This is a genomic window from Streptomyces sp. MK7, assembly GCF_032658145.1.
Classification (GTDB): domain Bacteria; phylum Actinomycetota; class Actinomycetes; order Streptomycetales; family Streptomycetaceae; genus Streptomyces; species Streptomyces spiralis.
The window spans coordinates 1-26,848 of the sequence record NZ_JAVACL010000069.1 but is presented as its reverse complement, the minus strand read 5'-3'; the positions used below and the strand labels follow the sequence as shown (position 1 = coordinate 26,848).

Annotated in this window: 22 protein-coding genes; 5 read left to right on the top strand and 17 right to left on the bottom strand. The window is 71.7% G+C overall.

Going from position 1 to position 26,848, the window contains the following annotated elements:
* Window positions 1-231: 231 nt before the first annotated feature.
* The 10 genes from R2S09_RS37410 to uvrC all read right to left on the bottom strand — a co-directional run bounded on the left by R2S09_RS37410 (window position 232) and on the right by uvrC (window position 11,999).
* Window positions 232-1,503 carry an MFS transporter gene (locus R2S09_RS37410; RefSeq protein WP_316745616.1) on the bottom strand — a complete coding sequence of 424 codons (1,272 nt, stop codon included), beginning with the start codon at window positions 1,501-1,503 and terminating at the stop codon, window positions 232-234.
* A gap of 136 nt (window positions 1,504-1,639) precedes the next feature.
* Complete coding sequence (locus R2S09_RS37405; RefSeq protein ID WP_004002138.1) at window positions 1,640-1,927, bottom strand: RNA polymerase-binding protein RbpA; 288 nt, start codon at window positions 1,925-1,927, stop codon at window positions 1,640-1,642.
* A gap of 292 nt (window positions 1,928-2,219) precedes the next feature.
* The gene (gene secG / locus R2S09_RS37400; protein ID WP_306183684.1) at window positions 2,220-2,456 is read right to left on the bottom strand and encodes a preprotein translocase subunit SecG; all 237 of its coding nucleotides are present in this window, start codon (window positions 2,454-2,456) and stop codon (window positions 2,220-2,222) included.
* A 107-nt stretch (window positions 2,457-2,563) separates the two neighbouring features.
* Window positions 2,564-3,340 carry a triose-phosphate isomerase gene (gene tpiA, locus R2S09_RS37395; RefSeq protein ID WP_306183683.1) on the bottom strand — a complete coding sequence of 259 codons (777 nt, stop codon included), beginning with the start codon at window positions 3,338-3,340 and terminating at the stop codon, window positions 2,564-2,566.
* A 5-nt stretch (window positions 3,341-3,345) separates the two neighbouring features.
* Window positions 3,346-4,557 (bottom strand): phosphoglycerate kinase, encoded by a 1,212-nt coding sequence (locus R2S09_RS37390; RefSeq protein WP_316745615.1) that lies wholly within the window; start codon window positions 4,555-4,557, stop codon window positions 3,346-3,348.
* Between the two features lie 234 nt (window positions 4,558-4,791).
* Complete coding sequence (gene gap, locus R2S09_RS37385; RefSeq protein WP_316745614.1) at window positions 4,792-5,799, bottom strand: type I glyceraldehyde-3-phosphate dehydrogenase; 1,008 nt, start codon at window positions 5,797-5,799, stop codon at window positions 4,792-4,794.
* Between the two features lie 1,046 nt (window positions 5,800-6,845).
* Entirely contained in the window at window positions 6,846-7,835 is a 990-nt protein-coding gene (whiA, locus tag R2S09_RS37380) for a DNA-binding protein WhiA (RefSeq protein ID WP_218513052.1), read from the bottom strand.
* Window positions 7,826-8,938 carry a uridine diphosphate-N-acetylglucosamine-binding protein YvcK gene (gene yvcK, locus R2S09_RS37375; protein WP_306183679.1) on the bottom strand — a complete coding sequence of 371 codons (1,113 nt, stop codon included), beginning with the start codon at window positions 8,936-8,938 and terminating at the stop codon, window positions 7,826-7,828. The genes whiA and yvcK overlap by 10 nt, the downstream gene beginning before the upstream one ends.
* Window positions 8,935-9,963, bottom strand: coding sequence for an RNase adapter RapZ (gene rapZ, locus R2S09_RS37370; protein ID WP_306183678.1), 1,029 nt, complete (start codon window positions 9,961-9,963; stop codon window positions 8,935-8,937). Before rapZ ends, yvcK begins: the two co-directional genes overlap by 4 nt.
* Window positions 9,960-11,999, bottom strand: a complete 2,040-nt coding sequence (gene uvrC, locus R2S09_RS37365) for an excinuclease ABC subunit UvrC (protein WP_306183677.1) — start codon at window positions 11,997-11,999, stop codon at window positions 9,960-9,962. The genes rapZ and uvrC overlap by 4 nt, the downstream gene beginning before the upstream one ends.
* Before the next feature lie 334 nt (window positions 12,000-12,333).
* Between uvrC and R2S09_RS37360 the strand changes: the two genes are divergently transcribed.
* Entirely contained in the window at window positions 12,334-13,290 is a 957-nt protein-coding gene (locus R2S09_RS37360) for a hypothetical protein (RefSeq protein ID WP_316745613.1), read from the top strand.
* A 27-nt stretch (window positions 13,291-13,317) separates the two neighbouring features.
* On the opposite strand, the gene R2S09_RS37355 is transcribed toward R2S09_RS37360, so the two are convergent.
* Window positions 13,318-13,746 carry a Rieske (2Fe-2S) protein gene (locus R2S09_RS37355; protein WP_316745612.1) on the bottom strand — a complete coding sequence of 143 codons (429 nt, stop codon included), beginning with the start codon at window positions 13,744-13,746 and terminating at the stop codon, window positions 13,318-13,320.
* A gap of 220 nt (window positions 13,747-13,966) precedes the next feature.
* Between R2S09_RS37355 and R2S09_RS37350 the strand changes: the two genes are divergently transcribed.
* Together R2S09_RS37350 and R2S09_RS37345 are read left to right on the top strand one after the other, a co-directional pair.
* The gene (locus R2S09_RS37350) at window positions 13,967-15,019 is read left to right on the top strand and encodes a LacI family DNA-binding transcriptional regulator (protein WP_316745611.1); all 1,053 of its coding nucleotides are present in this window, start codon (window positions 13,967-13,969) and stop codon (window positions 15,017-15,019) included.
* Window positions 15,016-15,927 carry a carbohydrate kinase gene (locus tag R2S09_RS37345; RefSeq protein WP_316745610.1) on the top strand — a complete coding sequence of 304 codons (912 nt, stop codon included), beginning with the start codon at window positions 15,016-15,018 and terminating at the stop codon, window positions 15,925-15,927. The genes R2S09_RS37350 and R2S09_RS37345 overlap by 4 nt, the downstream gene beginning before the upstream one ends.
* A gap of 112 nt (window positions 15,928-16,039) precedes the next feature.
* On the opposite strand, the gene uvrA is transcribed toward R2S09_RS37345, so the two are convergent.
* Window positions 16,040-19,078, bottom strand: coding sequence for an excinuclease ABC subunit UvrA (uvrA, locus tag R2S09_RS37340; RefSeq protein ID WP_316745609.1), 3,039 nt, complete (start codon window positions 19,076-19,078; stop codon window positions 16,040-16,042).
* 233 nt (window positions 19,079-19,311) lie between these two features.
* Between uvrA and R2S09_RS37335 the strand changes: the two genes are divergently transcribed.
* Together R2S09_RS37335 and R2S09_RS37330 are read left to right on the top strand one after the other, a co-directional pair.
* Window positions 19,312-19,998, top strand: coding sequence for a maleylpyruvate isomerase family mycothiol-dependent enzyme (locus R2S09_RS37335; RefSeq protein ID WP_316745608.1), 687 nt, complete (start codon window positions 19,312-19,314; stop codon window positions 19,996-19,998).
* Between the two features lie 110 nt (window positions 19,999-20,108).
* Complete coding sequence (locus R2S09_RS37330) at window positions 20,109-20,765, top strand: MBL fold metallo-hydrolase (RefSeq protein ID WP_316745607.1); 657 nt, start codon at window positions 20,109-20,111, stop codon at window positions 20,763-20,765.
* 230 nt (window positions 20,766-20,995) lie between these two features.
* Here R2S09_RS37330 and aroQ read toward each other — a convergent pair whose 3' ends face one another.
* The 5 genes from aroQ to R2S09_RS37305 all read right to left on the bottom strand — a co-directional run bounded on the left by aroQ (window position 20,996) and on the right by R2S09_RS37305 (window position 26,664).
* Window positions 20,996-21,469, bottom strand: a complete 474-nt coding sequence (gene aroQ / locus R2S09_RS37325) for a type II 3-dehydroquinate dehydratase (RefSeq protein WP_316745606.1) — start codon at window positions 21,467-21,469, stop codon at window positions 20,996-20,998.
* 105 nt (window positions 21,470-21,574) lie between these two features.
* A complete protein-coding gene (locus R2S09_RS37320) occupies window positions 21,575-22,675 on the bottom strand; it encodes an ionic transporter y4hA (RefSeq protein ID WP_316745605.1) in 1,101 nt (366 codons plus the stop codon).
* Between the two features lie 79 nt (window positions 22,676-22,754).
* Entirely contained in the window at window positions 22,755-23,756 is a 1,002-nt protein-coding gene (locus R2S09_RS37315; protein ID WP_316745604.1) for a TerC family protein, read from the bottom strand.
* Between the two features lie 270 nt (window positions 23,757-24,026).
* Window positions 24,027-26,018: a TerD family protein gene (locus R2S09_RS37310; RefSeq protein WP_316745603.1), complete on the bottom strand. Its 1,992-nt coding sequence runs from the start codon at window positions 26,016-26,018 to the stop codon at window positions 24,027-24,029.
* Between the two features lie 67 nt (window positions 26,019-26,085).
* The gene (locus tag R2S09_RS37305) at window positions 26,086-26,664 is read right to left on the bottom strand and encodes a TerD family protein (protein WP_306183658.1); all 579 of its coding nucleotides are present in this window, start codon (window positions 26,662-26,664) and stop codon (window positions 26,086-26,088) included.
* Window positions 26,665-26,848: the final 184 nt, after the last annotated feature.

The window sequence follows — 26,848 nt, the reverse complement described above, 5'->3', positions numbered from 1 at the left end:
GTCCCGCAGTCCTGTGCCGGCGAGCTGCTCACGGTGCTTGGCCAGCGCGGCCCACTCGGGCCTCTGGTCGAGCCTGGTACGGCCGTCTGTGTTCATCTCGGGCTTCAGCCTTCTTTCCCAGCTGTCCTGCTGTGTCCTGCCCCGCTGCCGGTCCAACCTAGTGCCGCAACAGGCACTGGTTGATCGGCCGGTCATCTGAGCCGGCGTCACGCCACCGGGCGCCGGGGGCACCTACTGCTCCTGAGCAACCACTTCTACGTGCTGCCTGCGCGCGGGTATCAGCACGGTGACGGACAGGGCGAAGAACGCGGCCGTGAGCAGCGCCGGGGTGCCGGGCCCCCAGGCGGTGGCGACGGCGCCGCCGAGCAGCGCACCGAGGGGCGCTCCCGCGACCGCCAGGGTCCGGAACGCCGCGCTGACCCGGCCGAGCATGTCGGCGGGGCTGAGCTGCTGCATCAGCGTGGTGGTGTTGACGTTCCACACCATGCCCATCACACCGAAGACGGCCAGCGCGGCCACCAGCGCGACCATGCTGCGCACCGAACCCATGACGAGCAGGGCGGCGATCTGCACCGTGCCGGCCAGGAACACCGCCCGTATGCGGCCCTGGCCGTGTCTCGAGAGTCCCGCCACGATCCGGCCGCCCACCACTCCCCCGGCCAGGCTGCCCACCGCGTAGGCGGTCGTCGCGGCCGCGTATCCGCCGGGGCCGGTGTGCAGCCCGTCGGTCACCAGCACCACCAGCGTGGCGATCAGGGCGCCCATGCCGATGTTGCACAGGGCCGTGGCGGCGCACAGCGCCCTGAGCGCCCCGTCCCGTCCGAGGGCGCGCAGGCCGTCGGCGATCTCGCGGCGCAGGGTGCTGCCCGCCGGTCTCGGCTTCGGCTCGTCGGGCGCGGTCGTCCGCAGCGAGGCCACCAGGGCGGCGGCCACGAGGAAGGTGACGGCGTCGGCGGCGAAGGGCGCGAACGCCCCGGCGGCGAGCAGCAGGGGCACGGCCGGGCCGCCGACCAGCCCGCCCGCTACGCGCTGCCCCGTCATCAGCCGGGCGTTGGCGCCGCCGAGCGCCTCGCGGGCCACGAGGGCGGGCAGCAGGGCCGTGGCGGCGTTGTCGAAGAGCGTCTGGAGCGTCGTGAGCGCGAAGGCCAGGGCGATCAGCAGGGCGATCGAGGCGTGCCCGAGGGCGACGGCCACCGCGAAGCCGCCGACCAGCAGGCCGCGTACCGCGTCCACCGTCCACATCGCACGCCGCTGGTCCACACGGTCGGCGACGGCGCCGCCCAGCAGCCCGAAGACGATCCAGGGCAGATAGCCGCAGGCCGTGACCGAGGCGATGAGCAGGGGATCATCGGTCAGCGAGGCGGCCAGCAGGGGCAGCGCCGCCGTACGCAGCGCGTCACCGAAGCTGGACAGCACGGCGGCACTCCACAGCCGCCCGAACGCCCCGCGCCATGCGGGGCCCGCCCTCGTCCCGGCTGCCTGCACCGACCCGGCCGTCGCCACGCCCTCGCCCCCTCACGATTCGCCCGATGTACAAACCGTAGAGGGCACCACTGACAATCGGTCCGCGGCAACCCGCCGACCGGGGAACGAGGCAGGTCCGGCTCCGTGCCCGCGGGCACCGGCCGGACGTCAACTCCTAGATCTCGCCGCGCAGTTTGGCGAGCGCCTCGGCGAGGATCGCCTCGCCGTCCGCGTCGCTGCGCCGCTCCCGTACGTACGCCAGATGCGTCTTGTACGGCTCGGTGCGCGGCGGGTCCGGCGGGTTGTCCCGGTCCTGACCGGCCGGGAAGCCGCAGCGCGGGCAGTCCCAGGTGTCGGGGACCTGCGCGTCGCTGGCGAAGCTGGGCTGCGTCTCGTGCCCGTTGGAGCACCAGAAGGAGATGCGCAGACGCGGCGCGGACTCGCCGCGCTCGGCCTCGCCCATCGGCCCCGCCCCGACCCGGCTTCCTCGGATCGCGTTGCCACTTGCCACGGTGTAACTCCCTGCGTGATGGTGCCGCGAAGCGAGTCGGCGTTCCGCTTCGCTGCGAGCGCCTCAGTCTACGTAAGGCCCAACGCGCGTCCAGTGATTGGAGTTACCGGCCCCACCACAGACGCAAGCCCCATGATAGGCCGCGCTCCGGAGCGCGTACCGGCCATGGGGCTTTACGTACGGAATGTGCGGTGTGCGCCGGCCGACGGCGGGCCGGCGGGACCGCGTCAGCTGCTGGACCTCGTCAGCCGCTGGACTTCATCACAATGCCGAGGACCACGATGCACGCGAACCACAGCAGGCCGATCACCACGGTGATGCGGTCGAGGTTGCGCTCGGCGACCGAGGAGCCGCCGACGGAGGACTGCATGCCGCCGCCGAACATGTCGGAGAGGCCGCCGCCCTTCCCCTTGTGCATCAGCACCAGCAGCAGCAGCAACAGGCTGAAGATGATCAGGGCGATCGAGAACCCCAGAACCACGGCTGGACCAACTTCCTCGGATTCGGATGGACGACGGGGGCACGGCACCTCGCCGGTGCCCCCGCCAGGGTACGACGTATCGCCGCTACCGCCTACTCACGTCCGGTTCACTGCTCGCGGAAGCGGACGATCTTGACGAACTCGTCGGCGTCCAGCGACGCGCCGCCGACCAGGGCGCCGTCGATGTCGGCCCGCGACATGATCTCCGCGACGTTCCCCGCCTTCACGGAGCCGCCGTACTGGATGCGGACCTTGTCGGCCAGCTCCTGCGAGTACAGCTCGGCGATCTTGCCGCGGATCGCCGCGCAGACCTCCTGGGCGTCCTCGGCGCCGCAGACCTTGCCGGTGCCGATGGCCCACACCGGCTCGTAGGCGATCACGACCGACTCGGCCTGCTCGGCCGGGAGGTCCTTCAGACCGCCCTCGACCTGGGCGAGGGTGTGGGAGACGTGGTTGCCCGCGTCGCGGACCTCCAGCTCCTCGCCGACGCACAGGATCGGGGTCAGGCCGTGCTTGTAGGCGGCCTTGACCTTGGCGTTCACCAGCTCGTCGGTCTCGTTGTGGTACTGGCGGCGCTCGGAGTGGCCGATCACCACGTAGGTGCACTTCAGCTTGGCCAGCATCGGGCCGGAGATCTCGCCGGTGTAGGCGCCGGAGTCGTGCTGCGAGATGTCCTGGGCACCGTACTTGATCTTCAGCTTGTCGCCGTCGACCAGCGTCTGCACGGAGCGCAGGTCGGTGAAGGGCGGCAGGACGGCGACCTCGACGGCGTCGTAGTCCTTGTCGGCCAGGGCGAAGGCGAGCTTCTGGACGTGGGCGATGGCCTCGAGGTGGTTGAGGTTCATCTTCCAGTTGCCCGCCATCAGCGGCGTGCGGGTGGTCATTGAGGTCAGTCCTCCAGTGCGGCGAGGCCGGGGAGCGTCTTGCCCTCGAGGTATTCGAGGGAGGCGCCGCCGCCGGTCGAGATGTGGCCGAATGCCGACTCGTCGAAGCCCAGCGTACGGACGGCGGCGGCGGAGTCGCCGCCGCCGACGACGGTGAAGCCCTTCGAGTCGACCAGGGCCTGGGCGACGGCCCGGGTGCCCTCGGCGAAGTCGGGGTGCTCGAAGACGCCCATCGGGCCGTTCCAGAAGACGGTGGCGGCGTCGGCGAGCTTCGAGGCGTACAGGGTGCCGGTCCCGGGACCGATGTCCAGGCCCTCCTGGTCGGCCGGGATGGCGTCCGCGGCGACGGCGGTCGGGTGGGCCGGGGCCTTGGTCTTCAGGTCCGGGAAGTCGGGCGAGACCAGCGCGTCCACCGGAAGCACCAGCTCGACACCTGTCTTCTCGGCGCGCTCGATGTACTCCTGGACGGCCGGGATCTGGTCCTCCTGCAGGAGGGACTTGCCGACCTCGTACCCCTTGGCCTTGAGGAAGGTGTACGCCATGCCGCCGCCGATGAGCAGCCGGTCGGCCTTGCCGAGCAGCTGGTCGATGACGGCCAGCTTGTCGGAGACCTTGGCGCCGCCGAGGGCGACGACGTAGGGCCGCTTGACGTCCTCGGTGAGCTTCTTCAGGACGCCGACCTCGGTGGCGATGAGGTAGCCGGCGTAGTGCGGCAGGCGGGCCGGGAGGTCGTAGACCGAGGCGTGCTTGCGGTGCACCGCGCCGAAGCCGTCGCCGACGTAGACGTCCGCGAGGGCGGCCAGCCGGTCGGCGAACTCGCCGCGCTCGGCGTCGTCCTTGGCGGTCTCGCCGGGGTTGAAGCGCAGGTTCTCGATGACCGCGACCTGGCGGGGCTGCAGGCCGTCCACGGCGTCGTGCGCCGCTGGGCCGACGGTGTCCTGGGCGAACGCGACGGGAGCGCCGAGGAGTTCACCGAGCCGCTCGGCGGCGGGCAGCAACGAGAAGGCGGGGTCCGGGGCACCCTTGGGGCGGCCGAGGTGAGAGGCCACGACCACCTTGGCGCCCGCCTCGGCGAGGGCCTTGACGGTGGGCAGCACGGCGCGGATGCGGCCGTCGTCGGTGATGACACCGTCGGCCAGCGGCACGTTGAGGTCGGCGCGGACGAAGACCCGCTTTCCGTTCACGCCTTCGGAGAGAAGTTCGTCGATCGTCTTCATGGATGGGACTCCTGAGGAGGGGCTCTTGATCGTACGAGGGCTGGTCGATCCGCACGTCGGCCGGGGTCGTGGACCGGCACGGTACCGGGCCGGCCGGGTCCGCTGTCGGTGGGTCCGGCCGCCGTGTGCGCGTCACGCCGTACATGCGTCACGCCGTACGTGCGTCAGGGCCCGGACCGCGCGACGCTGCGCTGCCCGGGCCCTGGACTCACATCGAGGTGCCTGCTGGGTCGATCAGAGCTGGCCGCCGACGAAGACCGTCAGGTCGACGAGGCGGTTGGAGTAGCCCCACTCGTTGTCGTACCAGCCGATGACCTTCACGTTCTTGCCCTCCTGGACCATGGTCAGGGAGGAGTCGAAGGTGCAGGACGCCGGGGCGTTGACGATGTCGGAGGAGACGATCGGGTCCTCGGTGTACTCGAGGATGCCCTTCAGCTCGCCCTCGGCGGCCTTCTGGAAGGCGGCGTTGACCTCTTCCTTGGTGACCTCACGGGAGAGCTCGACGACGAGGTCGGTGACCGAGCCGGTGGGGACCGGGACGCGCATGGCCATGCCGTCCAGCTTGCCCTTGAGCTGGGGCAGCACCAGGGCGGTGGCCTTGGCGGCGCCGGTGGTGGTCGGGATGATGTTCTCCGCGGCGGCGCGGGCGCGGCGCAGGTCCTTGTGCGGGAAGTCCAGGATGCGCTGGTCGTTGGTGTACGCGTGCACCGTCGTCATCAGGCCCTTGACGATGCCGAAGTTCTCGTCGAGGACCTTCGCCATCGGCGCCACACAGTTGGTGGTGCAGGAGGCGTTGGAGATGACGTTGTGGTTCGCGGCGTCGTACGTGTCCTGGTTGACGCCCATCACGATGGTGACGTCCTCGTTCTTCGCCGGGGCGGAGATGATGACCTTCTTGGCGCCGCCGGCGATGTGCTTCTCGGCGTCTTCCTTCTTGGTGAAGATGCCGGTGGACTCGATGACGATGTCCACGCCCAGCTCGCCCCAGGGGATCTCGGCCGGGTTGCGCTCGGACAGGACCTTGATGGTCTTGCCGTCGACGGTGATGGTGTCCTCGGTGTGCGAGACCTCCTGCTTGAGGCGGCCGAGGATGGTGTCGTACTTCAGCAGGTGAGCGGTGGTCGCGGTGTCACCCAGGTCGTTGACAGCCACGATCTCGATGTCTGCACCCTGCTCCAGCAGCGCGCGGAAGTAGTTACGACCGATGCGGCCAAAGCCGTTGATGCCTACGCGGATCGTCACGAACCGATCTCCTCGTTGGTACGCCGGTTTCGACGCCGGCGAGCTGTATTGGGATGTCCCCGACCACCCCCGACCCTACCCCCCCGAAGCCCCCGAAGTGACATTCGGACGCTCCCGGTAAGGCACGGCGATCCATACCCGTCAGTAGAGACACGGGCCGCTCGCACGAGCGTCCGGATCACTCCATTTCGCCACGGATGTCGCTGCCGGGTTGACCGCATTGGTCACTCTTTCGTGAGCACCCCGGCTCACTTGTGAAGTGCCGTGCGCAGACCGCTCCGCGGGCCCCTGAAGAGGGTGCGCGGAAGGGGCCGCCCGGGGTCACCGCCGCCGCCCGCCGACCGGCCGACGGCGGCGGTTGACTGACGGCGGGTGACTGACGGCGGGTGACTGACGGCGGGTGGCGGTGGCGAGCAACGGGTGACGGGTGACCGGTGACGAAGCGGCAGTTGACGCCGACCGGAGACGAACCCTCGTCGTCCCAGCCCCACTCGAAGGAGAGGCCGCTGCCTCCAAGGGGAGTTGTGGTCGAGGCCGACGCCACCCTGCCCCACGGCGGCCCGACACGACCCCGTCCAAGGCCAAGCCCCGCCCACACACCACAGACACCACCCGACCGCCGGGCCCTACCGCCCGCGGAGACCCGACCGGTGCGGGACGCCCCCGGCCGGTGTGGATGCGGGACCAGCCGGTGTGCGGAGACGGTCGGCGGACGTGGGTGCCGGACCGGCCGGTGTGGTGGCGCGACCGGCCGGCGTGGGAGCGCGGGCCACTTCGCGGGCAGCCGACGGCGGCCGTTCGTACTCGCCTCGACGATCGTGGGCGGCCTCGTGCCTGGTCGGCAGAGACCGTTCATGGCCGCCGCGACCGGGCGGATGGCTGTCCCCGTGGTGGCCGACGGCGACCATCCCGCTCACCCTGATCACCGCGACAGCCCCGTACGGGGCCGACGACAGCGACCACCCCAGCCGACCTCAACGACCACGGACAGCCCCCCGGCTCGGTTGGTGGTGGGCGTTCGTGGTCGCCGCGGCGGTGTGCGCGGGTCAGCCGGCGAGGTTGTCCGCGAGTTCCTCGGTGAGGTTGGCCTCGGTGCCCGGGATGCCCAGGTCGGCGGCGCGCTTGTCGGCCATGGCCAGCAGCCGGCGGATGCGGCCGGCGACGGCGTCCTTGGTCAGCGGCGGGTCGGCGAGCGCGCCCAGTTCCTCCAGGGAGGCCTGCTTGTGCTCCATGCGCAGCCGGCCCGCGGCCGCGAGGTGCTCGGGCACGTCGTCGCCGAGGATCTCCAGGGCCCGGGCCACCCGCGCACCGGCGGCGACCGCGGCGCGGGCCGAGCGGCGCAGGTTGGCGTCGTCGAAGTTGGCCAGCCGGTTCGCCGTGGCACGGACCTCGCGGCGCATCCGCCGCTCCTCCCAGGCCAGCACCGACTCGTGAGCGCCGAGACGCGTCAACAAGGCGCCGATGGCATCACCGTCACGGACGACGACCCGGTCCACTCCGCGCACCTCACGGGCCTTCGCGGCGATGGACAGCCGCCGGGCGGCGCCGACCAGGGCGAGCGCGGCCTCCGGTCCCGGGCAGGTCACCTCCAGCGACGAGGAACGCCCCGGCTCGGTGAGCGAGCCGTGCGCCAGGAAGGCCCCGCGCCAGGCGGCCTCGGCGTCGCAGGTGGCCCCCGAGACCACCTGCGGGGGCAGGCCGCGGATCGGGCGGCCCCGCCCGTCGACGAGACCGGTCTGGCGGGCCAGCTGGTCGCCGCCCGCGACGACACGCACGACGTAGCGCGAGCCGCGGCGCAGCCCGCCCGGTGCCATCACGATCAGCTCGGAGCTGTGTCCGAAGATCTCCAGGATGTCCCGCTTCAGCCGCCGCGCCGCCATGGCGGTGTCCAGTTCCGCCTCGATCACGATGCGCCCGCTGACCAGGTGGAGGCCGCCGGCGAACCGCAGAATGGCGGATACCTCCGCCTTCCTGCAGCAGGTCCGGGTGACGGGGAGCCGGGAGATCTCGTCCTTCACCGCTGCCGTCATCGCCATGGGCCGATCCTTCCATGCATCCGAAAAATACGGTCGTACGCGGCGGCCAGCAGCTCCGGGTCATGCCGCGGAGTTCCGTCCCTCCGGGCCACCGGCGCCAGCTCGACCGCGGCGCCGAACCGCTTGGCGGCCTCGGTGAGCACTTCGCGGTCGGGCACGGCGGCCTCGTCGGCCAGCACCACGTCCAGGGCGAGTTTAGGGGCGTGTCGTCCCAAAACCTCCAAATGACGCTGCGGGGAGAAGCCCTCGGTTTCTCCGGGCTGCGGGGCGAGGTTCAGCGAGAGGACACGGCGCGCTTTCGTCTCGGTGAGCGCGTCCAGAAGCTCGGGCACCAGCAGGTGCGGGATGACCGAGGAGAACCAGGAGCCGGGGCCGAGCACCACCCAGTCCGCGTCCAGCACCGCCGCCACGGCCTCCGGGACGGCGGGCGGGTCGTGCGGCACGAGGTGCACGGACTGCACCTCGCCGGGCGTGAGCGCCACCGTGGCCTGGCCCCGGACGGTGTCCACGTCGTCGGGCCACTCCGGGTCGTGCCCCTTGACCAGGGCCTGCAGCTCCAGCGGTACGGCGGACATGGGCAGCACGCGCCCGTGCGCGCCCAGCAGCTTGCCGACCAGGTCCAGGGCCTGGACGTGGTCGCCGAGCTGCTCCCACAGGGCGACGATCAGCAGATTGCCGACGGCGTGGTCGTGCAGGTCGCCCTGGGAGGTGAAGCGGTGCTGGATGACACGGGCCCAGGTCTGGCCCCAGTCGTCGTCGCCGCACAGCGCGGCCAGCGCCTTGCGCAGGTCGCCGGGCGGCAGCACACCCAGCTCGTCGCGCAGGCGCCCGCTGGAGCCGCCGTCGTCGGCGACGGTGACGACGGCGGTCAGGTCGCCGGTGATCCGGCGCAGTGCGGCGAGCGAGGCGGACAGGCCCATGCCGCCGCCGAGGGCGACCACCTTGGGCTGGGCACCGCGACGGCGCGGCCGGGCGCCCCGGCCCTCGGGGCGGGGCGCGCGCCCTTCGGTCGGCTGGCGGCCCGAGGCGGCGGACAGCCGGCCCGCACGTCCCTCGGGCACCCCCCGGCGCAGTCTGCTCAGCCGCGGAGTACGTCCGGTCACTCGCGCCCCATGTCCCGGTGGACGACGACGGTCTCCACGCCCTCCGCCGCGAGCCGTGCGGCGAGCTTCTCCGACATGGCCACGGAGCGGTGCTTGCCGCCCGTGCAGCCGATGGCGATGGTCACGTAGCGCTTGCCCTCGCGGCGGTAGCCGGCCGAGATCAGCCGCAGCAGCTCGGCGTAGCGGTCCAGGAACTCCTTGGCGCCGGGCTGGTTGAAGACATACCCGGCGACCTCCTCGTTGAGACCGGTGTACGGGCGCAGCTCCGGCACCCAGTGCGGGTTGGGCAGGAACCGCATGTCCGCGACGAGGTCGGCGTCGACGGGCAGGCCGTACTTGAAGCCGAAGGACATCACCGTGGCCCGCAGCTCGGGCTCCTCCTCGCCGGCGAACTGGGCGTCCATCTTGGCGCGCAGCTCGTGCACGTTGAGGCTGGAGGTGTCGATCACCAGGTCGGCGTCACCGCGCAGCTCGCGCAGCAGCTCCCGCTCGGCGGCGATGCCGTCGACGATACGGCCGTCGCCCTGGAGGGGGTGCGGTCGGCGCACCGACTCGAAGCGGCGCACCAGGGCGTCGTCGGAGGACTCCAGGAAGACGATCCGGCGGGTGACCTGCCGGGCCTCCAGCTCCGCCAGGGACTCGCGCAGGTTGTCGAAGAAGCGGCGGCCACGGACGTCCACGACGACCGCGATGCGCGCCACGTTGCCCTGCGAGCGGGCGCCGAGCTCCACCATGGTGGGGATCAGCGCGGGCGGCAGGTTGTCGACGACGAACCAGCCGAGGTCCTCCAGGCACTTGGCGGCCGTGGACCGGCCGGCGCCGGACATGCCGGAGATGATCACCAGCTCGGGGATGGCCGCGTCGGGGACGCCGGCGGTGTCGATGCCCGTACTCACCTGTGCTCCGTCTTTCCGGACCGCGGGCTGCCGCTGGTCCTCGGGTGGTTCCTGGCGGGCCTGATCCCGCGGCTGGGTGGGGTGAGCCTGTTCTCGCCGCTGTGCGGGCTGCTCGTCGTGCTCGGTCATGTCTCCTGGCCCCGTCGCTCGTTCCGGACGCCCGTGGAAACGGGCTCCCCTGCGGCACCGGCGGTCGCTCCGGGTGCCGTCTCTTCCACGTCTTCCATGATCTCTCCGGTCGCCGTGTTCACGGCGGGTGCGGCCGGGGCCGCCTGGGCCAGGGCCACGGCGATCGTCTCGGCCGTCTTGCGGCCTATGCCGGGGACCTCGCGGATCTGGTCGACGGTGGCGGACCGCAGCTTCTTCACCGAGCCGAAATGCTTGATGAGTGCCCGCTTGCGGGTCTCGCCGAGGCCCGGCACCTCGTCCAGGGGGCCCGCGCGGAACCGCTTGGCCCGCTTGGTGCGCTGGTAGGTGATGGCGAAGCGGTGCGCCTCGTCGCGGACACGCTGGAGCAGGTACAGCCCCTCGCTGGTGCGGGGCAGGACCACCGGGTCGTCCTCGCCGGGCAGCCACACCTCCTCCAGGCGCTTGGCCAGGCCGCACACGGCGATGTCGTCGATGCCGAGCTCGTCCAGGGCCCGCCGGGCCGCGGCGACCTGGGGCTGCCCGCCGTCGACGACGACGAGCTGCGGCGGGTAGGCGAACTTCCTGGGGCGGCCTTCCTCATCCTTGAGTTCGTCGTCCACCCACTCGCCGGTCTTCTCCTTGTCGGCCAGATAGCGCCTGAAGCGCCGGGTGATCACCTCGTGCATGGAGCGGACGTCGTCCTGCCCCTGAAAGCCCCTGATCTGGAAGCGCCGGTACTCGCCCTTGCGCTGCAGCCCGTCCTCGAAGACGACCATGGAGGCCACCACGTCCTCGCCCTGGAGGTGGGAGATGTCGTAGCACTCGATCCGCAGGGGTGCGCTGTCCAGGTCGAGGGCCTCGGCGATCTCCTCCAGGGCGCGCGAGCGGGTGGTCAGGTCGGAGGCGCGCCTGGTCTTGTGCAGGACGAGCGCCTGCTGGGCGTTGCGCTGCACGGTCTCCATGAGTGCCTTCTTGTCGCCGCGCTGCGGGATGCGCAGGGACACGCCCGAGCCGCGGCGGTCGGTGAGCCACTGCTGGACCGGCTCGACCGGATCGGGCAGGGCGGGGACGAGGACCTCCTTGGGCACGGCGTCGCCGCTCTCCTCGCCGTACAGCTGCTGCAGCGCGTGCTCGACCAGGGCCCCGGTGGTGACCTCCTCCACCTTGTCGGTGACCCAGCCGCGCTGACCGCGCACCCGTCCGCCGCGCACGTGGAAGATCTGCACGGCGGCCTCCAGTTCGTCCTCGGCGACCGCGACGAGGTCGGCGTCGGTGGCGTCGGCGAGCACGACCGCGTTCTTCTCCATGGCCTTCTTCAGGGCCTCGATGTCGTCGCGCAGGCGCGCGGCCCGCTCGTACTCCATCTCCTCGGCCGCCTGCGTCATCCGCTGCTCCAGGCGGCGCAGGTAGGCGCCCGTGCGGCCGGCCATGAAGTCGCTGAACTCCTCGGCCAGCTCCCGGTGGTCCTCGCCGGAGATCCGGCCGACACAGGGGGCGGAGCACTTGCCGATGTAGCCGAGCAGGCAGGGGCGGCCGGTGCGGGCGGCGTTCTTGAATACGCCGGCCGAGCAGGTGCGCACGGGGAAGACGCGCAGCAGCAGGTCGACGGTGTCGCGGATGGCCCACGCGTGCGCGTACGGCCCGAAGTAGCGCACGCCCTTCTTCTTGTGGCCACGCATGACCTGGACGCGCGGGAACTCCTCGTTCATCGTCACCGCGAGGTACGGGTAGCTCTTGTCGTCGCGGTACTTGACGTTGAACCGGGGGTCGTACTCCTTGATCCAGGAGTACTCCAGCTGCAGGGCCTCGACCTCCGTGGACACCACGGTCCACTCCACGGACGCGGCCGTGGTGACCATGGTGCGGGTGCGCGGGTGGAGGTTCGCCAGGTCCTGGAAGTAGTTGGCCAGGCGCTGGCGCAGGCTCTTCGCCTTTCCGACGTAGATCACCCGGCGGTGCTCGTCCCGGAACCGGTAGACCCCGGGAGAGTCCGGGATGTCTCCCGGCTTGGGGCGGTAGCTGGAGGGGTCGGCCATGTCTCACACCCTACTGGCGAGGAGTGACAGCGCGGCGAGCCTGTGGACAACGCGCTCGGCACCGACCTCGCCGGGAGCACTCCGCCCCTCGGCGCGGGGCGCGGACTCCGCCCGGCGGGGGCGCGCACTCCCACGGCAAGGAGCGCGGGCTCGCCGCCGTGAGGGGTACGGACTCGGCCAGGAGTACGCCGCCGTCCGGCCTCAGGTGTTGTCGGGACTTGGTCAACACGCTTCAATGCGGGGGAAGTCGGGGCCGCGGGGGTGGTCCCTGCGACTCGCGTGAACGGTCTGACCAGCCGTTGTGCACCCCGCACCTTCACAGAAAGGCCCGTGCATGCCGCACGCCACCCAGCAGACGGACGTCGCCACCGCGGAACTGGACACGGCCCTGCGGGGCGGCCCCTTCCATGTGGCGCTGCGCGCCGCGATCGCCGCCCGCGGGCTGCCGCTGCAGCGCGTGCAGCACCATCTGTCGCGCTACGGGGTCCGGGTCGGCGTCACCAGCCTGAGCTACTGGCAGCAGGGCGCCCGGCGCCCGCAGCGCCCGGAGTCGCTGCGGGCGGTACGGGCCCTGGAGGAGATCCTGCGGCTGCCGGACGAGTCCCTGATCCGGCTGCTGGCAGAGAACGGCGGGGACCGGGAGCATCCGGCCGCCGGACGGCCCGCCTCCCGCTCCTACCGCTCCTTCGTCGAGGCCTCCGGTGTGCTGCGCCGGCTGCTGGCGGATCTGGACACCCCACCCGACGGCGGACTGCAGACCCTCGGGCACCACGAGCGCGTGCGCATAGGGGCGCGCCGCGAACTGGCCGGGCGCGAGTCGCAGCACATCGTCCGCGCGTTGCGGGACGGTGTGGACCGGTTCGTCGCCGTCCACCACGGCGATCCGGGCTGCGTGCCGGAGCGGATGACGGTGCAGGCGCTGGAGAACTGCCGCACCGGGCGCGTGCGCCGCCACCACGACACGGGGGTGCTGGTGGCCGAGCTGCTCTTCGACACCCGGCTGCGGGCCGGCGACACGTACCTCTTCCGGTACGGCGTCGAGGACGGCACGGCCGGGGTGTCGCGCGAGTACGTGCGGGGCTTCGACTCGGCGGGCGGGCAGTACGCCCTCCAGGTGCGGTTCGACGCCGGTGCCCTCCCGATGCGCTGCCACCGGTTCACCCAGCACTCGGCGGCGGCCCCGCGCAGCGACCGGCAGGAGCTGCCGGTGAGCGAGCGGCACCGTTCGGTCCACCTGGTGGAGCTGCGGGTCCGGTCCGGGATCGTGGGGATCGGCTGGGACTGGGAGTAGTCGGCGCCTGACGGGAGGGTGAGCCGGTCAGGCACCGGGGCCCGCGACGATCTTGCCGCCCTTCGCGCGCACGGGGAGTTCGGCCAGCGGCTCGGTGGCCGGCGACTGCACCACCTTGCCGGTCGTGGCGTCGAAGCGGCTGCCGTGGCAGGGGCAGATCAGAGTCGTGTCCTGGAGCTTGTTGATCGGGCACCCGGCGTGCGTGCAGACCGTGCTGAACGCCTTCAGCGCGCCGCTCGCGTCCCGGCTGACGACCACGTTGTGGTCCCGGTACAGCTTGGCGCCGCCCTTGGGGACCTCGCTCTCGGGGCCGAGGTCGACCGGGGCCGTCGGGGTGGCCGGAGCCGAGGCGTCTCCGCCCTCGGGCCCGCAGGCGGCGAGCCCGAGCCCGGCGACGGGGGTGAGGGCCGCTCCTCGGAGGATCGTACGGCGGCGCGCGGACGGACGGCCGGGCATGGGGAACTCCACTGGTCGCAGGGTTGTGCACGCCGACGATACCCAGCGCGCCGAGGGGCCCGGGAGCGGGGTCCGCGAGACGTAAACGCTTGCGCAAGCGTTTACGTCCGGCTCGGAATGGGATACGGTCCCGCCCACGAGGCCGCACGGCGGCACAGGACGAGCGGCCTCACGGCGCTTCGAGACGAGGGCCGCACGGCGGTTCGGGGAGGGGAACGCGATGCCGACCATGGCCGATGTGGCGCGCAGCGCCGGAGTCTCCGTGGCGACCGTCTCGCATGTGCTGAACGGCACCCGTCCGGTGCTGCCGCACACCCGTCAGGCGGTGCTGGACGCCGTGGAGGAGCTCGGCTACACGCCCAACGGCCTCGCCCGTTCCCTGGTCACGTCCCGGACCCGGTCCATCGGACTCGCGGTGTCCGCCATCAGCAACCCCTACTTCACGGAGATCCTCCAGGGCGTCGAGTCCAGCGCCCTGGAGCACGGCTACAGCCTGCTCATCGCCGACCCGCACGACGACCCCGCGCACGAACGCAAGGTGGTGCAGCTCCTGCACGAGCGCCGGGTGGACGGCGTGATCGTCGCACCGTCCGCGCATCCGCGGGAGCTCGTCGCCTACCTCACGCGTCACGCCGTACCGGCCGTGTTCCTGGACCGGCTGGTGCACACCGGCGCGGACGCCGGAGAGCGGGAGGAGCCCGGCTTCGACCAGGTCTGCGCCGAGAGCGCCGAACCGACGGCCGGACTCGTCACCCACCTCGCCTCCCTAGGACACCGCCGGATCGGCCTGGTCGCGGGCCTGCCCGGCCTGAGCACGACCAGTGAACGGATCAACGGGTACCGCCACGGCCTGGCCGCCGCCGGTCTCCCCCACGACGAACGGCTCGTGGTGCACGGCGACTCCTCGGCGGACGGCGCGGAGCGCGCCACGGCGTCCCTGCTGTCCCTCGCCGCGCCGCCCACCGCCCTCGTCACCGCCAACAACGCGATGACCATCGGCGCCCTGCGCGCGCTGGGCGAGCGCGGCCTGTCCGTGCCCGGGGACATGGCGCTGTGCTGCTTCGACGACTTCGACTGGGCCGACCTGTTCTCCCCGCGGCTGACCGCCGTCGCCCAGCCCGGCAGAGAGCTCGGCGCCCGGGCCGTTGCGGTGCTGCTGGACCGTCTCGCCGCACCGGACCGGCCGGCCCGCACCGTGCGCCTGCCCTGCACCTTCGTCCACCGCACCTCCTGCGGCTGCCCCGCTCGGCCCGAGAAAGGAACGGACACGTGATCGTCGTCGCCGGTGAGGCCCTGATCGACCTGGTACCGCGGGGCGCGGGCGCCCTCGCGGATCTCAAGCCGGCGCTCGGCGGCGGCCCCTACAACACGGCCGTCGCGCTCGGCCGCCTCGGCTCGCCCACGGCCTTCTGCTCCCGCACGTCGAACGACGCCTTCGGTCAGGCCCTGCTCGACGGGCTGCGCCGGGCGGGGGTGGACGTCTCCGGTGTGCAGCGCGGCAGCGAACCGACCACGCTGGCGGTCGCCACGGTCGGCAGCGACGGCTCCGCCGCGTACTCCTTCTACGTCGACGGGACCGCCGACCGGCTGTTCGGCATGCCCGCCGAGCTGCCCGCCGGCACCCGCGCGGTGTCCTTCGGCACCTGTTCGCTGGTACTGGAGCCGGGCGCGAGCGCCTACGAGGAGCTGATGCGGAGCGCGGCCGCCCAGGGCGTGTTCACCGCGCTCGACCCGAACATCCGGGCCGGGCTGATCCCGGACGCGGACGCCTACCGGGCCCGTTTCCGCGGCTGGCTGCCCTCGGTCACGCTGCTGAAGCTCTCCGAGGAGGACGCAACGTGGCTCGGCGGCACTCCGCGCGAGTGGCTGGCCGCCGGGCCCTCGGCCGTGGTGATCACGCACGGGGGCGACGGGCTCGCCGCGTACACCCGGGACGGTGCGGAGCACTCCGTGCCGGGCGAGAAGGCCGACGTCGTCGACACGATCGGGGCGGGCGACACCGTCAACGCGGCCCTGCTGCACGGCCTGGCCGCTCGGGACGCCCTGTCAGCGGAGGGCTTGGCGGGCCTCGGCGCCGAGGGCTGGACCCGGCTGCTGCGGTTCGCGGCGCGGGCGGCCGCGGTCACCTGCTCCCGCGCGGGCGCGGAACCGCCGTACGCGTCGGAGGTGGGCGAGCCGTAGCGGCACGCGGCTGGGCGCCCCGCGGGGTCGGTCTCCCACGGGGCGCCCAGCTCTTCGCCTTGTCGCCGCAGCCCTTCGCCGCAGCTGTTCGCGCGCCCGTACGCGCGTCCGATCAGGCCTTGCGGGCCCGCGCGGTCTTCTGTGCGGGCACGGTCTTCTTCACGCTCGCGGCCTTCTTGGTCGCCGTGCCGTCGGCGGCCTTGGCCGTGCTCGTCCTGGCCGAACGCGCCCGCGGGGTCGTGGAGGCTGCCGCCACCGCCTTCCCGGCGGCCTTGCGCGGTGCCTTCACCGGCTCGGCGTCGCTGATCCGGTCGGCGCCCAGGATCTCCCGGAGGAACTTGCCGGTGTGGCTGGCCGGCACGCCGGCGACCTCCTCGGGGGTGCCCTCGGCGACGACCAGACCGCCGCCGGCGCCGCCCTCCGGGCCCATGTCCACGACCCAGTCGGCGGTCTTGATCACATCGAGGTTGTGCTCGATGACGATGACCGTGTTGCCCTTGTCGACCAGGCCGGAGAGGACCTTCAGCAGCTTGCTGATGTCCTCGAAGTGCAGACCGGTGGTCGGCTCGTCCAGGACGTAGACCGTGCGCCCGGTGGAGCGCTTCTGCAGCTCGCTGGCGAGCTTCACGCGCTGCGCCTCGCCGCCGGACAGGGTGGTCGCGGACTGGCCGAGCCGGACATAGCCGAGGCCCACGTCCTTCAGGGTCCTCAGGTGCCGGGAGATCGCGGGGACGGCCTCGAAGAAGTCGGTCGCCTCCTCGATGGGCATGTTCAGGACGTCGGCGATGGACTTGCCCTTGTAGTGGACCTCCAGCGTCTCCCGGTTGTAGCGGGCGCCGTGGCAGACCTCGCAGGGGACGTAGACGTCCGGCAGGAAGTTCATCTCGATCTTGATGGTGCCGTCGCCCGCGCAGTTCTCGCAGCGGCCGCCCTTGACGTTGAAGGAGAAGCGGCCGGGCTGGTAGCCGCGGACCTTCGCCTCGGTGGTCTCCGCGAACAGCTTGCGGATGTGGTCGAAGACGCCGGTGTACGTGGCCGGGTTGGACCGGGGGGTGCGGCCGATGGGCGACTGGTCGACGTGCACCACCTTGTCGACGAGGTCGTCGCCGTCCACGCGCGTGTGCCGTCCGGGCACGTTGCGCGCGCCGTTCAGCTCGCGGGCCAGGTGCGTGTACAGGATGTCGTTGACCAGGGTCGACTTGCCGGAGCCGGAGACGCCGGTGACGGCCGTGAAGAGCCCCAGCGGGAAGGACACGTCGATGTCCTGGAGGTTGTTCTCCCGGGCGCCGTGCACCGTGAGCCGGCGGGACGCATCGCGCGGGCGCCGGATGTCGGGCACCGGGATCGACTTCTTGCCGGCCAGGTACTGCCCCGTCTGCGACTCGGCGTTGGCCAGCAGTTCCTTCAGGGAGCCGCTGTGCACCACCTTGCCGCCGTGCTCACCGGCGCCGGGGCCGATGTCGACGACCCAGTCGGCGACCTTGATGGTGTCCTCGTCGTGCTCGACGACGATGAGGGTGTTGCCCATGTCGCGCAGCCGGACCAGGGTCTCGATCAGCCGGTGGTTGTCGCGCTGGTGCAGGCCGATGGACGGCTCGTCCAGCACGTACAGAACGCCGACCAGGCCGGAGCCGATCTGGGTGGCCAGGCGGATGCGCTGGGCCTCGCCGCCGGAGAGCGTGCCGGCCGCGCGGTTCAGCGAGAGGTAGTCCAGGCCGACGTCGACCAGGAACCGCAGCCGCTCGTTGACCTCCTTGAGCACGCGCTCGGCGATCTTCTTGTCGCGGGCGTCGAGCTTCAGCCCGCGCAGGAAGTCCGCGCAGTCGCTGATCGACATCGCGGAGATCTCGGCGATCGACTTGCCCATGAGCGTGACCGCGAGCACGACCGGCTTGAGGCGGGTGCCCTCGCAGGTCGGACAGGGCACCTCGCGCATGTAGCCCTCGAAGCGCTCGCGGCTGGCGTCGCTCTCGGCCTCGCTGTGCCGGCGCTTGACGAAGGGCACGGCGCCCTCGAAGGGCGTGGTGTACACGCGCTCGCGCCCGTACCGGTTGCGGTAGCGGACCTCGATCTGCGTCTTGTGGCCGTACAGCAGGGCCTTCTTGGCGCGCTGCGGCAGGCCCGCGAAGGGGATGTCCGTGCGGAAGCCGAGGGCGTCGGCGAGGGCGCCGACCAGACGGCCGAAGTAGTCCTTGGTGTGCCCGTGGGACCAGGGGTGGATGGCGCCCTCGTCGAGGGTCTTCTCCTCGTCGGGGACGATCAGCTCCGGGTCGACCTCCATGCGCGTGCCGATGCCCGTGCACTCGGGGCAGGCGCCGAAGGGGGAGTTGAAGGAGAAGGAGCGGGGCTCCAGCTCCTCGAAGGACAGGTCGTCGTAGGGGCAGTAGAGGTGCTCCGAGTACATGCGCTCGCGCTCGGGGTCGTCCTCGGGGAGGTCGACGAAGTCGAGCACGACCATGCCGCCGGACAGTCCGAGGGCGGTCTCCACCGAGTCGGTCAGGCGGCGCTTGGCGCCGTCCTTCACCGTGAGGCGGTCGACGACCACCTCGATGGTGTGCTTCTCCTGCTTCTTCAGCGTGGGCGGGCTGGAGAGCTGGACGGTCTCGCCGTCCACGCGCGCGCGGGAGTAGCCCTTGGCCTGGAGGTCGGCGAAGAGATCGACGAACTCGCCCTTGCGCTCGCGCACCAGCGGCGACAGCACCTGGAAGCGGCTCCCCTCCGGCAGCTCCAGCACCTTGTCGACGATGGCCTGCGGCGACTGACGCGAGATGGGACGGCCGCACTCGGGGCAGTGCGGCTTGCCGATGCGCGCGAACAGCAGACGGAGGTAGTCGTAGACCTCGGTGATCGTGCCGACCGTCGAGCGCGGGTTGCGCGAGGTCGACTTCTGGTCGATGGAGACCGCCGGGGAGAGACCTTCGATGAAGTCGACGTCGGGCTTGTCCATCTGGCCGAGGAACTGCCGGGCGTACGAGGAGAGCGACTCCACGTAGCGACGCTGGCCCTCGGCGAAGATCGTGTCGAAGGCCAGGGAGGACTTGCCCGACCCGGACAGGCCCGTGAAGACGATGAGCGCGTCCCGAGGCAGGTCGAGCGAGACGTTCTTCAGGTTGTGCTCGCGCGCGCCACGGACGATGAGACGGTCGGCCACGCCGGTCCGCACCTTTCTTGAGAGAAGTGACAGGGGCGGGGCCCCCGTGCTTCTTCAGACTAGGGGGAGCCACTGACAACGCCGGGTGGGATTCCCGGATCCGCCTGGTAGTCAACAAACCCCGGCTCTCCAGCATGCCCGACGCCACAGTCGACCTTATAGCACGTGCATTCGATTTACGGCCTCGGTTCGCCGCCTTCACCCGAACGTGTGGCGCGGCTAGGGTCAGGCCCATGATTGATCACGCTCGTGACCTGGCGTCTGTACAGGACGCCACCGATCGACTGCTCGACGCGGTCGCCGAACTGGACAACGCGGCTGTGACGGACGAGTCACGGCTGCCCGGCTGGACCCGCGGCCACGTCCTCGCCCACCTGGCCCGCAACGCGGACGCGCTCGTGAACGTCCTGGAGGGCCGTCCCATGTACGCCTCCGCCGAGGCCCGGGACGCGGACATCGAGCGGGACGCCCCGCGCTCCCTGGACGCCCAGGTCTCCGACGTACGCACCAGCGCGGCCCGGTTCCAGGAGGTCGGAGAGGTGCCGGCGGACTGGTCGCGCACCGTGGAGCTGCGCAACGGAGTCACCGACTCCGCCTCCCGGGTGCCGTTCCGGCGGTGGGTGGAGGTCGAGCTGCACCATGTGGACCTCGGCATCGGCTACGAGCTGGAGGACCTTCCGGCCGAGTTCGTGGCGCGGGAGATCGACTTCCTCGCGCAGCGGTTCTCGGGCCACCCCGACGTGCCGCCGGCCCGGCTGACGGACGGCACGCGCGCATGGAGCACGGGCCGGGAGGCGGCCGAGCCGGCGGTCACCGTCACCGGAGCCCCGGCCGACCTGCTGGGCTGGCTCGCCGGACGGCGCGACGGCTCCGCGCTCACGGTGGCCGGCGGCGCGCTTCCGGCGCTTCCCCCGCTGTAGCACACCCGGCCCCGCGGCGGCGGCACGGCCTCCTGGGCGCGGCGTGCGGATGGCCCGGGGGCCTTCGCCACGGACAGCCGCCGGCGCCCTCCCGCTATAGGCTGACCGCCATGACGTACAGCGGAGAGGTGACGGTCGGTGGCCCGGCGGACGTGCACGAGCTGAAGGACCTGATGATCACCAAGATCGCGGTCGGCCCGATGGACAACAACGCCTATCTGCTGCGTTGCCGGGCCACGGACGAGCAGCTCCTGATCGACGCGGCCAACGACGCGCACACGCTGCTCGGCATGATCGGTGACGACGGCATCGCGTCCGTCGTCACCACCCATCGGCACGGCGACCACTGGCAGGCGCTGGCCGAGGTGGTGGCGGCCACCGGCGCACGTACGCACGCGGGCCGGGAGGACGCCGAGGGCATCCCGGTGCCGACCGAGGTCCTGGTCGACGACGGCGACACCATCAGGGTGGGGCAGGTGGAGCTCACCGCACGCCACCTCGTGGGGCACACCCCCGGTTCGATCGCGCTGGTCTACGACGACCCGCACGGGCACCCGCACGTGTTCACGGGCGACTGCCTGTTCCCCGGCGGGGTGGGCAACACCTTCAAGGACCCGAAGGCGTTCGCCCGCCTGATCCACGACGTCGAGACCAAGATCTTCGACGCCCTCCCGGACGAGACCTGGGTCTACCCCGGACACGGCAACGACACCACGCTGGGCGCGGAGCGCCCGCATCTGCCGGAGTGGCACTCGCGCGGGTGGTGAGCCGGCGCGAGAGCCTCGCGCACCCCGTGTGAAGCCTCCGCACGCGCAGGCCGTACGCGTGCGCTCCCCCTGCGGTCTGCCCCGCAGTCAACTGGAGGCAGCCCCGCACAGGATGACGGCTCCCGGGGCGGCACGGGCCGCCGGTCCTCATTCCCGCCCTCGACCGGCGGCCCGACCCGACGCCGGAGCGCGGCCCTCCGACGTCTACGCCCCGGTCCGCCCCGTGACGCCTACGCCTCGGTCCGGGCCTCACCGGCCAGCGTCGCCACCCGCTCCACCGCGAACGCGTATCCCTGCACCCCGCAGCCGGCGATGACGCCGTCGGCGCGCAGCGAGACGTAGGAGTGGTGCCGGAAAGACTCACGCTGGTGGATGTTGGAGATGTGCACTTCCACCACCGGCAGCCCGTCGCAGGTGTTGAGGGCGTCCAGGATGGCGACGGAGGTGTGGGAGTAGGCGGCCGGGTTGATCACGATGCCGCAGTGGTGCAGCCGGGCCTCGTGGATCCAGTCCACCAGTTCGCCCTCGTGGTTGGACTGGCGGAAGTCCACCGTGCCGCCGTGCGCGGCGGCCGCCTTCGCGCACAGGGCCTCGACGTCCGCGAGCGTGTCGGAACCGTAGATCTCCGGCTGCCGCTGCCCGAGCAGGTTCAGGTTGGGGCCGTTGAGGATCATGATCGGGGCGTTGGCCAGAGTGCGGGGCACGGTTCCTCCGGGTCCGTTCGGGTACGGCCGTGCGTCGACGACCGCTGCTCGGGACCCGGTTTATCACGGCATGCCGGCCTCGCCGCCAGGGGTGGGCGGCCTGCCCTAGGGATTGATCGCCAGTTCCAGGTACGCCGCGAAGATCACCAGGTGGACTCCGCCCTGGAGCGGGGTGGCCCGGCCCGGGACCACGGTCAGCGCGGCGACCACCACCGTGAGCAGGAGCAGCAGCATATGGGTGGACCCGAGGCCGAGGACGAGCGGCCCCGAGAGCCACACGGAGGCCAGCGCGACGGCCGGGATGGTCAGGCCGATGCTGGCCATCGCCGAGCCGAGCGCGAGGTTGAGACTGGTCTGCACCCGGTCGCGACGGGCGGAACGCAGTGCGGCGATGGTCTCGGGCAGCAGCACCAGCAGCGCGATGATCACGCCGACGACGGCGTGGTGCAGCCCGGCCGCGGCCACCGCGGACTCGATGGTCGGCGAGACGCCCTTGGCCAGTCCGACCACGCCGACGAGGGCGAGGCCCAGCAGCGCGAGGCTCGTCCAGGCCTTGCGGGCGGTGGGCCGCTCCGCGTGACTCTGGCTGGTGATCACCTCGCCGTGCCGGGTGATGGGTAGGAAATAGTCACGGTGGCGCACGGTCTGGGTGGTCACGAACAGGCCGTAGAGGATCAGTGAGGACAGCGCCGCGAAGGTGAGCTGGATCCCGGAGAACTGCGGTCCCGGCTGGCTGGTGGTGAACGTCGGCAGCACCAGGCTGAGGGTGGCCAGGGTCGCCACGGTGGCGAGGGCGGCGCCGGTGCCCTCGGCGTTGAAGACGGCGATGCGGTGGCGGAGCGAGGCGACGAGAAGGCTCATCCCGACGACGCCGTTGCAGGTGATCATCACGGCCGCGAACACCGTGTCCCGGGCCAGGGACGCGCTCTTGCTGCCGCCGTCCACCATGAGGGTGACGATGAGGGCGACCTCGATGACGGTCACGGCGATGGCGAGGACGAGGGAGCCGAAGGGTTCGCCCACGCGGTGGGCGACCACTTCGGCATGGTGCACGGCGGCCAGCACCGAGCCGGCGAGGACCACGGTGACCAGCACGACGACCGCGGCGGGCAGGCTGCGTCCCCAGGTGAAAATCAGCAGGACCACCGCGAGCGCGGGCACGACGGTCGTCCAGGCCGTGGTGAGCGCCCTGAGCCGCGTGATCATGCTGCGATCGTCGCACCGGCCCGCCGGCTTCGCATTCCGGTGCCCGGCCGCGGTGCGCCGCCGGGCCGGTGCGTTCTGATCAGGCATCGACGCTGTCCTTCAGGGCACCGCCGGCCTGCTGTTCGCGCACCTCCTCTTCCGCCTGCTTCCTGGAGGCCATGAGGCTGGTGATCGTGGTGACGGCCAGGACGGCGCAGATCACGCCGAGGGAGACGGGGATGCTGATCTCCGGGACGTGGACGCCGGACTCGTGAGTTGCGTGCAGCACCAGCTTGACGCCGATGAATCCGAGGATGACGGACAGGCCGTACGACAGGTGCACCAGCTTCTTCAGCAGGCCGCCTATCAGGAAGTACAGCTGCCTGAGGCCCATCAGGGCGAAGGCGTTGGCGGTGAAGACGATGTACGGGTCCTGGGTCAGCCCGAAGATCGCGGGGATCGAGTCGAGGGCGAAGAGCACGTCGGTGGTGCCGATGGCGAGCATCACGACCAGCATCGGCGTCATCACGCGCTTGCCGTTCTGCCGGAGCCACAGCTTGGTGCCGTGGTAGCGGTCGGCCACGCCGAAGCGGCGCTCGGCCGCCTTGAGCAGTCTGTTCTCCTCGAACTCCTCGTCCTCCTCGCCGGACCGGGCCTCCTGGATGAGCTTCCAGGCGGTCCAGATCAGGAACGCGCCGAAGAGGAAGAACACCCACGAGAAGCTGGCGAGGATCGCGGCGCCGGCGGCGATGAAGGCGGCCCGCAGCACGAGGGCTATGAGGACGCCGACCAGCAGCACCCGCTGCTGGTACTGCGAGGGCACGGCGAACTTCGCCATGATCAGGACGAAGACGAAGAGGTTGTCGACGCTCAGCGACTTCTCGGTGATGAAGCCCGCGAAGAACTCTCCGGCCGGCTGCCCGCCGCCGAAGAAGAGCAGGCCGAGCCCGAAGAGGCAGGCCAGGGCGATCCAGACGACGGTCCAGATCCCGGCTTCCTTGATCGACACGTCGTGGGGCTTGCGGCCGATGAAGAAGTCGACCGCGATCAGGGCGGCCAGGCCGAGGATGGTCAGGACCCACAGGGTCACGGAAACTTCCACTGCGCCTCCGGCAAGTACGTCACGGCAAATGAGTCAGCGTCGTCGCTGCCGGAGGTCTCTTCCACCCAGGACGGGCCGACGCCCCGGGATCTGTTCCGATCCGTACTGGCGGGTGCGCCGCAGCAGACAGGGAGTACTCCCCTCCGTGCCGAAGACAATACCCGAATCACCAAGGAAAGGTAAAGAGAAAGGTAAAGAAAAGACCAACCTGCCTGGTCAAAATGGCTTTACCGAGTCTTGATCCGGGTCTTGATCCGCTGTACGCCGTGGTCACGGCCGCCCGTCGCGACGGGTCCTCGCCACCTGCGCGAGCACCTGTTCGAGCACCTGACTGCCCGGTGGCACCAGCGGCGGCTCGTACGTCCAGGCGTGCCCCACCCAGGGGTCGGCGAGGTGGTCGTCGGCAACCGGTGTGAGTCGCAGCAGCGAACGCCACAGCGGGTCGAGCAACGGTCCGTAGGCGGCGGCGTCCTCCCGGTCGGCGACCATCATCAGGTGGACGCCGACGGCCGGCCCCTCGTCCGCCAGGTAGCGCAGCCGGGTCACGGCGCGGTCGTCGAAGCCGTGCGGGAAGTCGTTGACGACCAGCAGCTGCTCGGAGGTGTCGAAACCCGGCGGCAGCGCGTCGGGGGCGCCGCCGCGCACGGCCATCTGCACCAGGTCGACCCGCTGGGTGAGCCGGCTCAGCACGTCCGTGACACCCGCGGCGCCGGTCGCGGGCGGGCCCGCGAGCACTCCCGTCCGCACCAGCGGCGCGAGCGCCTGCGCCGCGGACCCTGCCGGGTCGATGACGTGCACGGTGAACTCACTCGCCGGGTAGACGGCGAGCAGGCGTGCGGCGTGCGCCACGGCCGCGTCCATCGCCAGGCGCCGCAGTCGCCCGGCGTCGGCGAACGTCTCGTCGGGCATCCCGGAGCGGGCGCTGTCGATCCACAGGCCGCGTTCCAGGGGCAGCCGGACCAGCATGGGGATCCGCAGGGACGGGCTCTCGGGCAGGTGGAGGTCGCCGAGGCGCACGGCCATCGGGATCTCCATGGGCACCCGGTAGCCGTGCCAGACCGGGTTGTCCCAGCCCGCGTACGCGGGTGGCAGCGCGGGTTCGACGACCTCCGACTCGGCGGTGAGCTGGGCGAGGTCGCGGTCGAGGGCCGCTCTGGCCTGGTCGACGAGCTGGGTGTGCCTGGCGTGGGCCGCCTGCCGTGCGGCGTCGCCCTGCCCGCCCATCCGGTTGCGCGGGTCGGACAGGGCCTGGTCGAGTTCCTTCTCCCTGCGGGACTCGGCGAAGTCGACGGCGCTGCGGTAGGCGGCCGTGGTACGTGCCAGGTCCTCGAACATGCCCCAGACCTGGTTGTAGAGCCGTTCCTCCATGGACCACCCGGTCGCGTCCCCGGCGACGGGCTGCGCGGGTTGCCCCGGCGGGACGGGGGGCGCGGTCGGCGGTGGCGGCGGGGCCGTCGTCTGCCGCCGCGGGTGGGAGTAGTCGATCGGCCCGCCCGCGGACGCCGTCGGCTGCGGGCCGGCCGCCGGGTCCGGCGCTCCGCTTGCGCCCGGGTACGAGGGCTGCTGCGGCCCGCCCGCCGGATAGGGCGGCTGCGGTGCCGGCTGGGCGGGGGTGCCGGGGCCCTGGTCCCCTCCGGGGACCGGGGTGACGGGCTGCCGGGAACGGCCGGCGTCCGCCGTGCGCGGCGGAGGGGCGGACACCGAGCGCGCCAGGGCGCGGGCCACGGCCTCCTCGACGGTGCCCGCCAGGTGGTGGGCCTGGGGCAGTCCCTGGTCGGTGAGGAGTTCGGCGAGGCCACCGGCGTATCCCTGGCCGACGGCGCGCACCTTCCAGGCGTCCTGCCGGCGGTACAGCTCCAGGGCGATCACGGCCGCCTCGGCGTCCAGGCCGGTGACGGTGTAGCCGGCGAGTTCGGTACCGTCCAGACCGGTGACGGCCACGAACGGGGCGGCGACCGCGCCGAACCGGTTCGGGCCGTGGCCCCCGCCGGGCAGGACGAGCAGCACGCTGACCCGGTGCACCACTTCCGGCATCGCGCCCAGGTCGACGGCGAGCCGATGGTCGGCGGCCGGCTGCCGGGAGACCTCGAGGCCGGGCAGGACGGGGGCACCGGGGTGGGCCACCCCGTCGGCACCGCGCACCTTGCCGTTCTCGTCGGCGGTCGTGGCGGCGGCCACGACCGGTGTGCCTGCCGAGATCCGGATCTCGAGGCGAGCCTCGGAGAGCGGGTGGTTCTGCCCCCGCACCAGCTCGGCCGTCATCGCCTTGTCCCCCTGTGCCTGTGCCGTTTCCTGTGCCGTGGTGCGCGGTACCGCTCGCCGTGCCGTCCTACAGGTGCGGAAGGATCGCCGGCATGAGGTCCTGGAAGGTGCGGCCGTTGGCCGGGACGCCGAGGGCCGTCATCGTCCAGCCGGTCCCGGCACGGTGCACCTTGGCCATGACCTGGGCGGTGACGTTGCCGCCGCCGGCCAGGGTGTAGCGGGCGAGTTCCTGGCCGTTGGTCTCGTCGACCAGGCGGCAGAACGCGTTCTGCACCTCCTGGAAGGTCTGGCCGGTGAAGGAGTTCACGGTGAAGACGATCTGGTCGATGTGCACCGGAACGCGCTGCAGGTCGACCAGGATCGCCTCGTCGTCGCCGCCCTGGCCGGCGCCGCCGACGAGGTTGTCACCGGTGTGCCGCACGGAGCCGTCGTCGCTGACCAGATGGCGGAAGAAGACGACGTCGACCGGCTGCTTGTCGGCGAACAGCACCGCGGAGGCGTCGAGGTCGATCTCGCGCGTACGGGAGCCGAACAGGCCGCGGCGGGGCGCCGCCTGCCAGCCGAGACCCATACGGACCGCGCTCAGGCTGCCGCCGTCGTTCTTCTGCAGGCTGATGGCCTGACCCTTGGTCAAGTTGACCGTCACGGCTGATTCCCCTCTCGAACTACTCCCCGGTTGCCGCGCATTGCGCGGTTGATCAGCACCCTACGCAGTGGCGCTGACATCGCCGCACACCGGTCCGCACTTTGTGGCGGTCTTGCAACACAGCGCGTACGGAGGTGGCCCCCCCGGGGGGGGGGCGGGGGCCCACCGGGGGGGGGGCGCGGCC

Coding starts and splice junctions, on each gene's coding strand:
- R2S09_RS37310 (WP_316745603.1), bottom strand. CDS start 26,018: ATGACGGCCGAGCTGGTGCGGGGGCAGAACCACCCGCTCTCCGAGGCT.
- R2S09_RS37390 (WP_316745615.1), bottom strand. CDS start 4,557: ATGAAGACGATCGACGAACTTCTCTCCGAAGGCGTGAACGGAAAGCGG.
- R2S09_RS37405 (WP_004002138.1), bottom strand. CDS start 1,927: ATGGGCGAGGCCGAGCGCGGCGAGTCCGCGCCGCGTCTGCGCATCTCC.
- R2S09_RS37320 (WP_316745605.1), bottom strand. CDS start 22,675: ATGATCACGCGGCTCAGGGCGCTCACCACGGCCTGGACGACCGTCGTG.
- R2S09_RS37360 (WP_316745613.1), top strand. CDS start 12,334: ATGCCGCACGCCACCCAGCAGACGGACGTCGCCACCGCGGAACTGGAC.
- rapZ (WP_306183678.1), bottom strand. CDS start 9,963: ATGACCGAGCACGACGAGCAGCCCGCACAGCGGCGAGAACAGGCTCAC.
- tpiA (WP_306183683.1), bottom strand. CDS start 3,340: ATGACCACCCGCACGCCGCTGATGGCGGGCAACTGGAAGATGAACCTC.
- R2S09_RS37355 (WP_316745612.1), bottom strand. CDS start 13,746: ATGCCCGGCCGTCCGTCCGCGCGCCGCCGTACGATCCTCCGAGGAGCG.
- R2S09_RS37350 (WP_316745611.1), top strand. CDS start 13,967: ATGCCGACCATGGCCGATGTGGCGCGCAGCGCCGGAGTCTCCGTGGCG.
- uvrC (WP_306183677.1), bottom strand. CDS start 11,999: ATGGCCGACCCCTCCAGCTACCGCCCCAAGCCGGGAGACATCCCGGAC.
- whiA (WP_218513052.1), bottom strand. CDS start 7,835: ATGGCGATGACGGCAGCGGTGAAGGACGAGATCTCCCGGCTCCCCGTC.
- R2S09_RS37330 (WP_316745607.1), top strand. CDS start 20,109: ATGACGTACAGCGGAGAGGTGACGGTCGGTGGCCCGGCGGACGTGCAC.
- R2S09_RS37335 (WP_316745608.1), top strand. CDS start 19,312: ATGATTGATCACGCTCGTGACCTGGCGTCTGTACAGGACGCCACCGAT.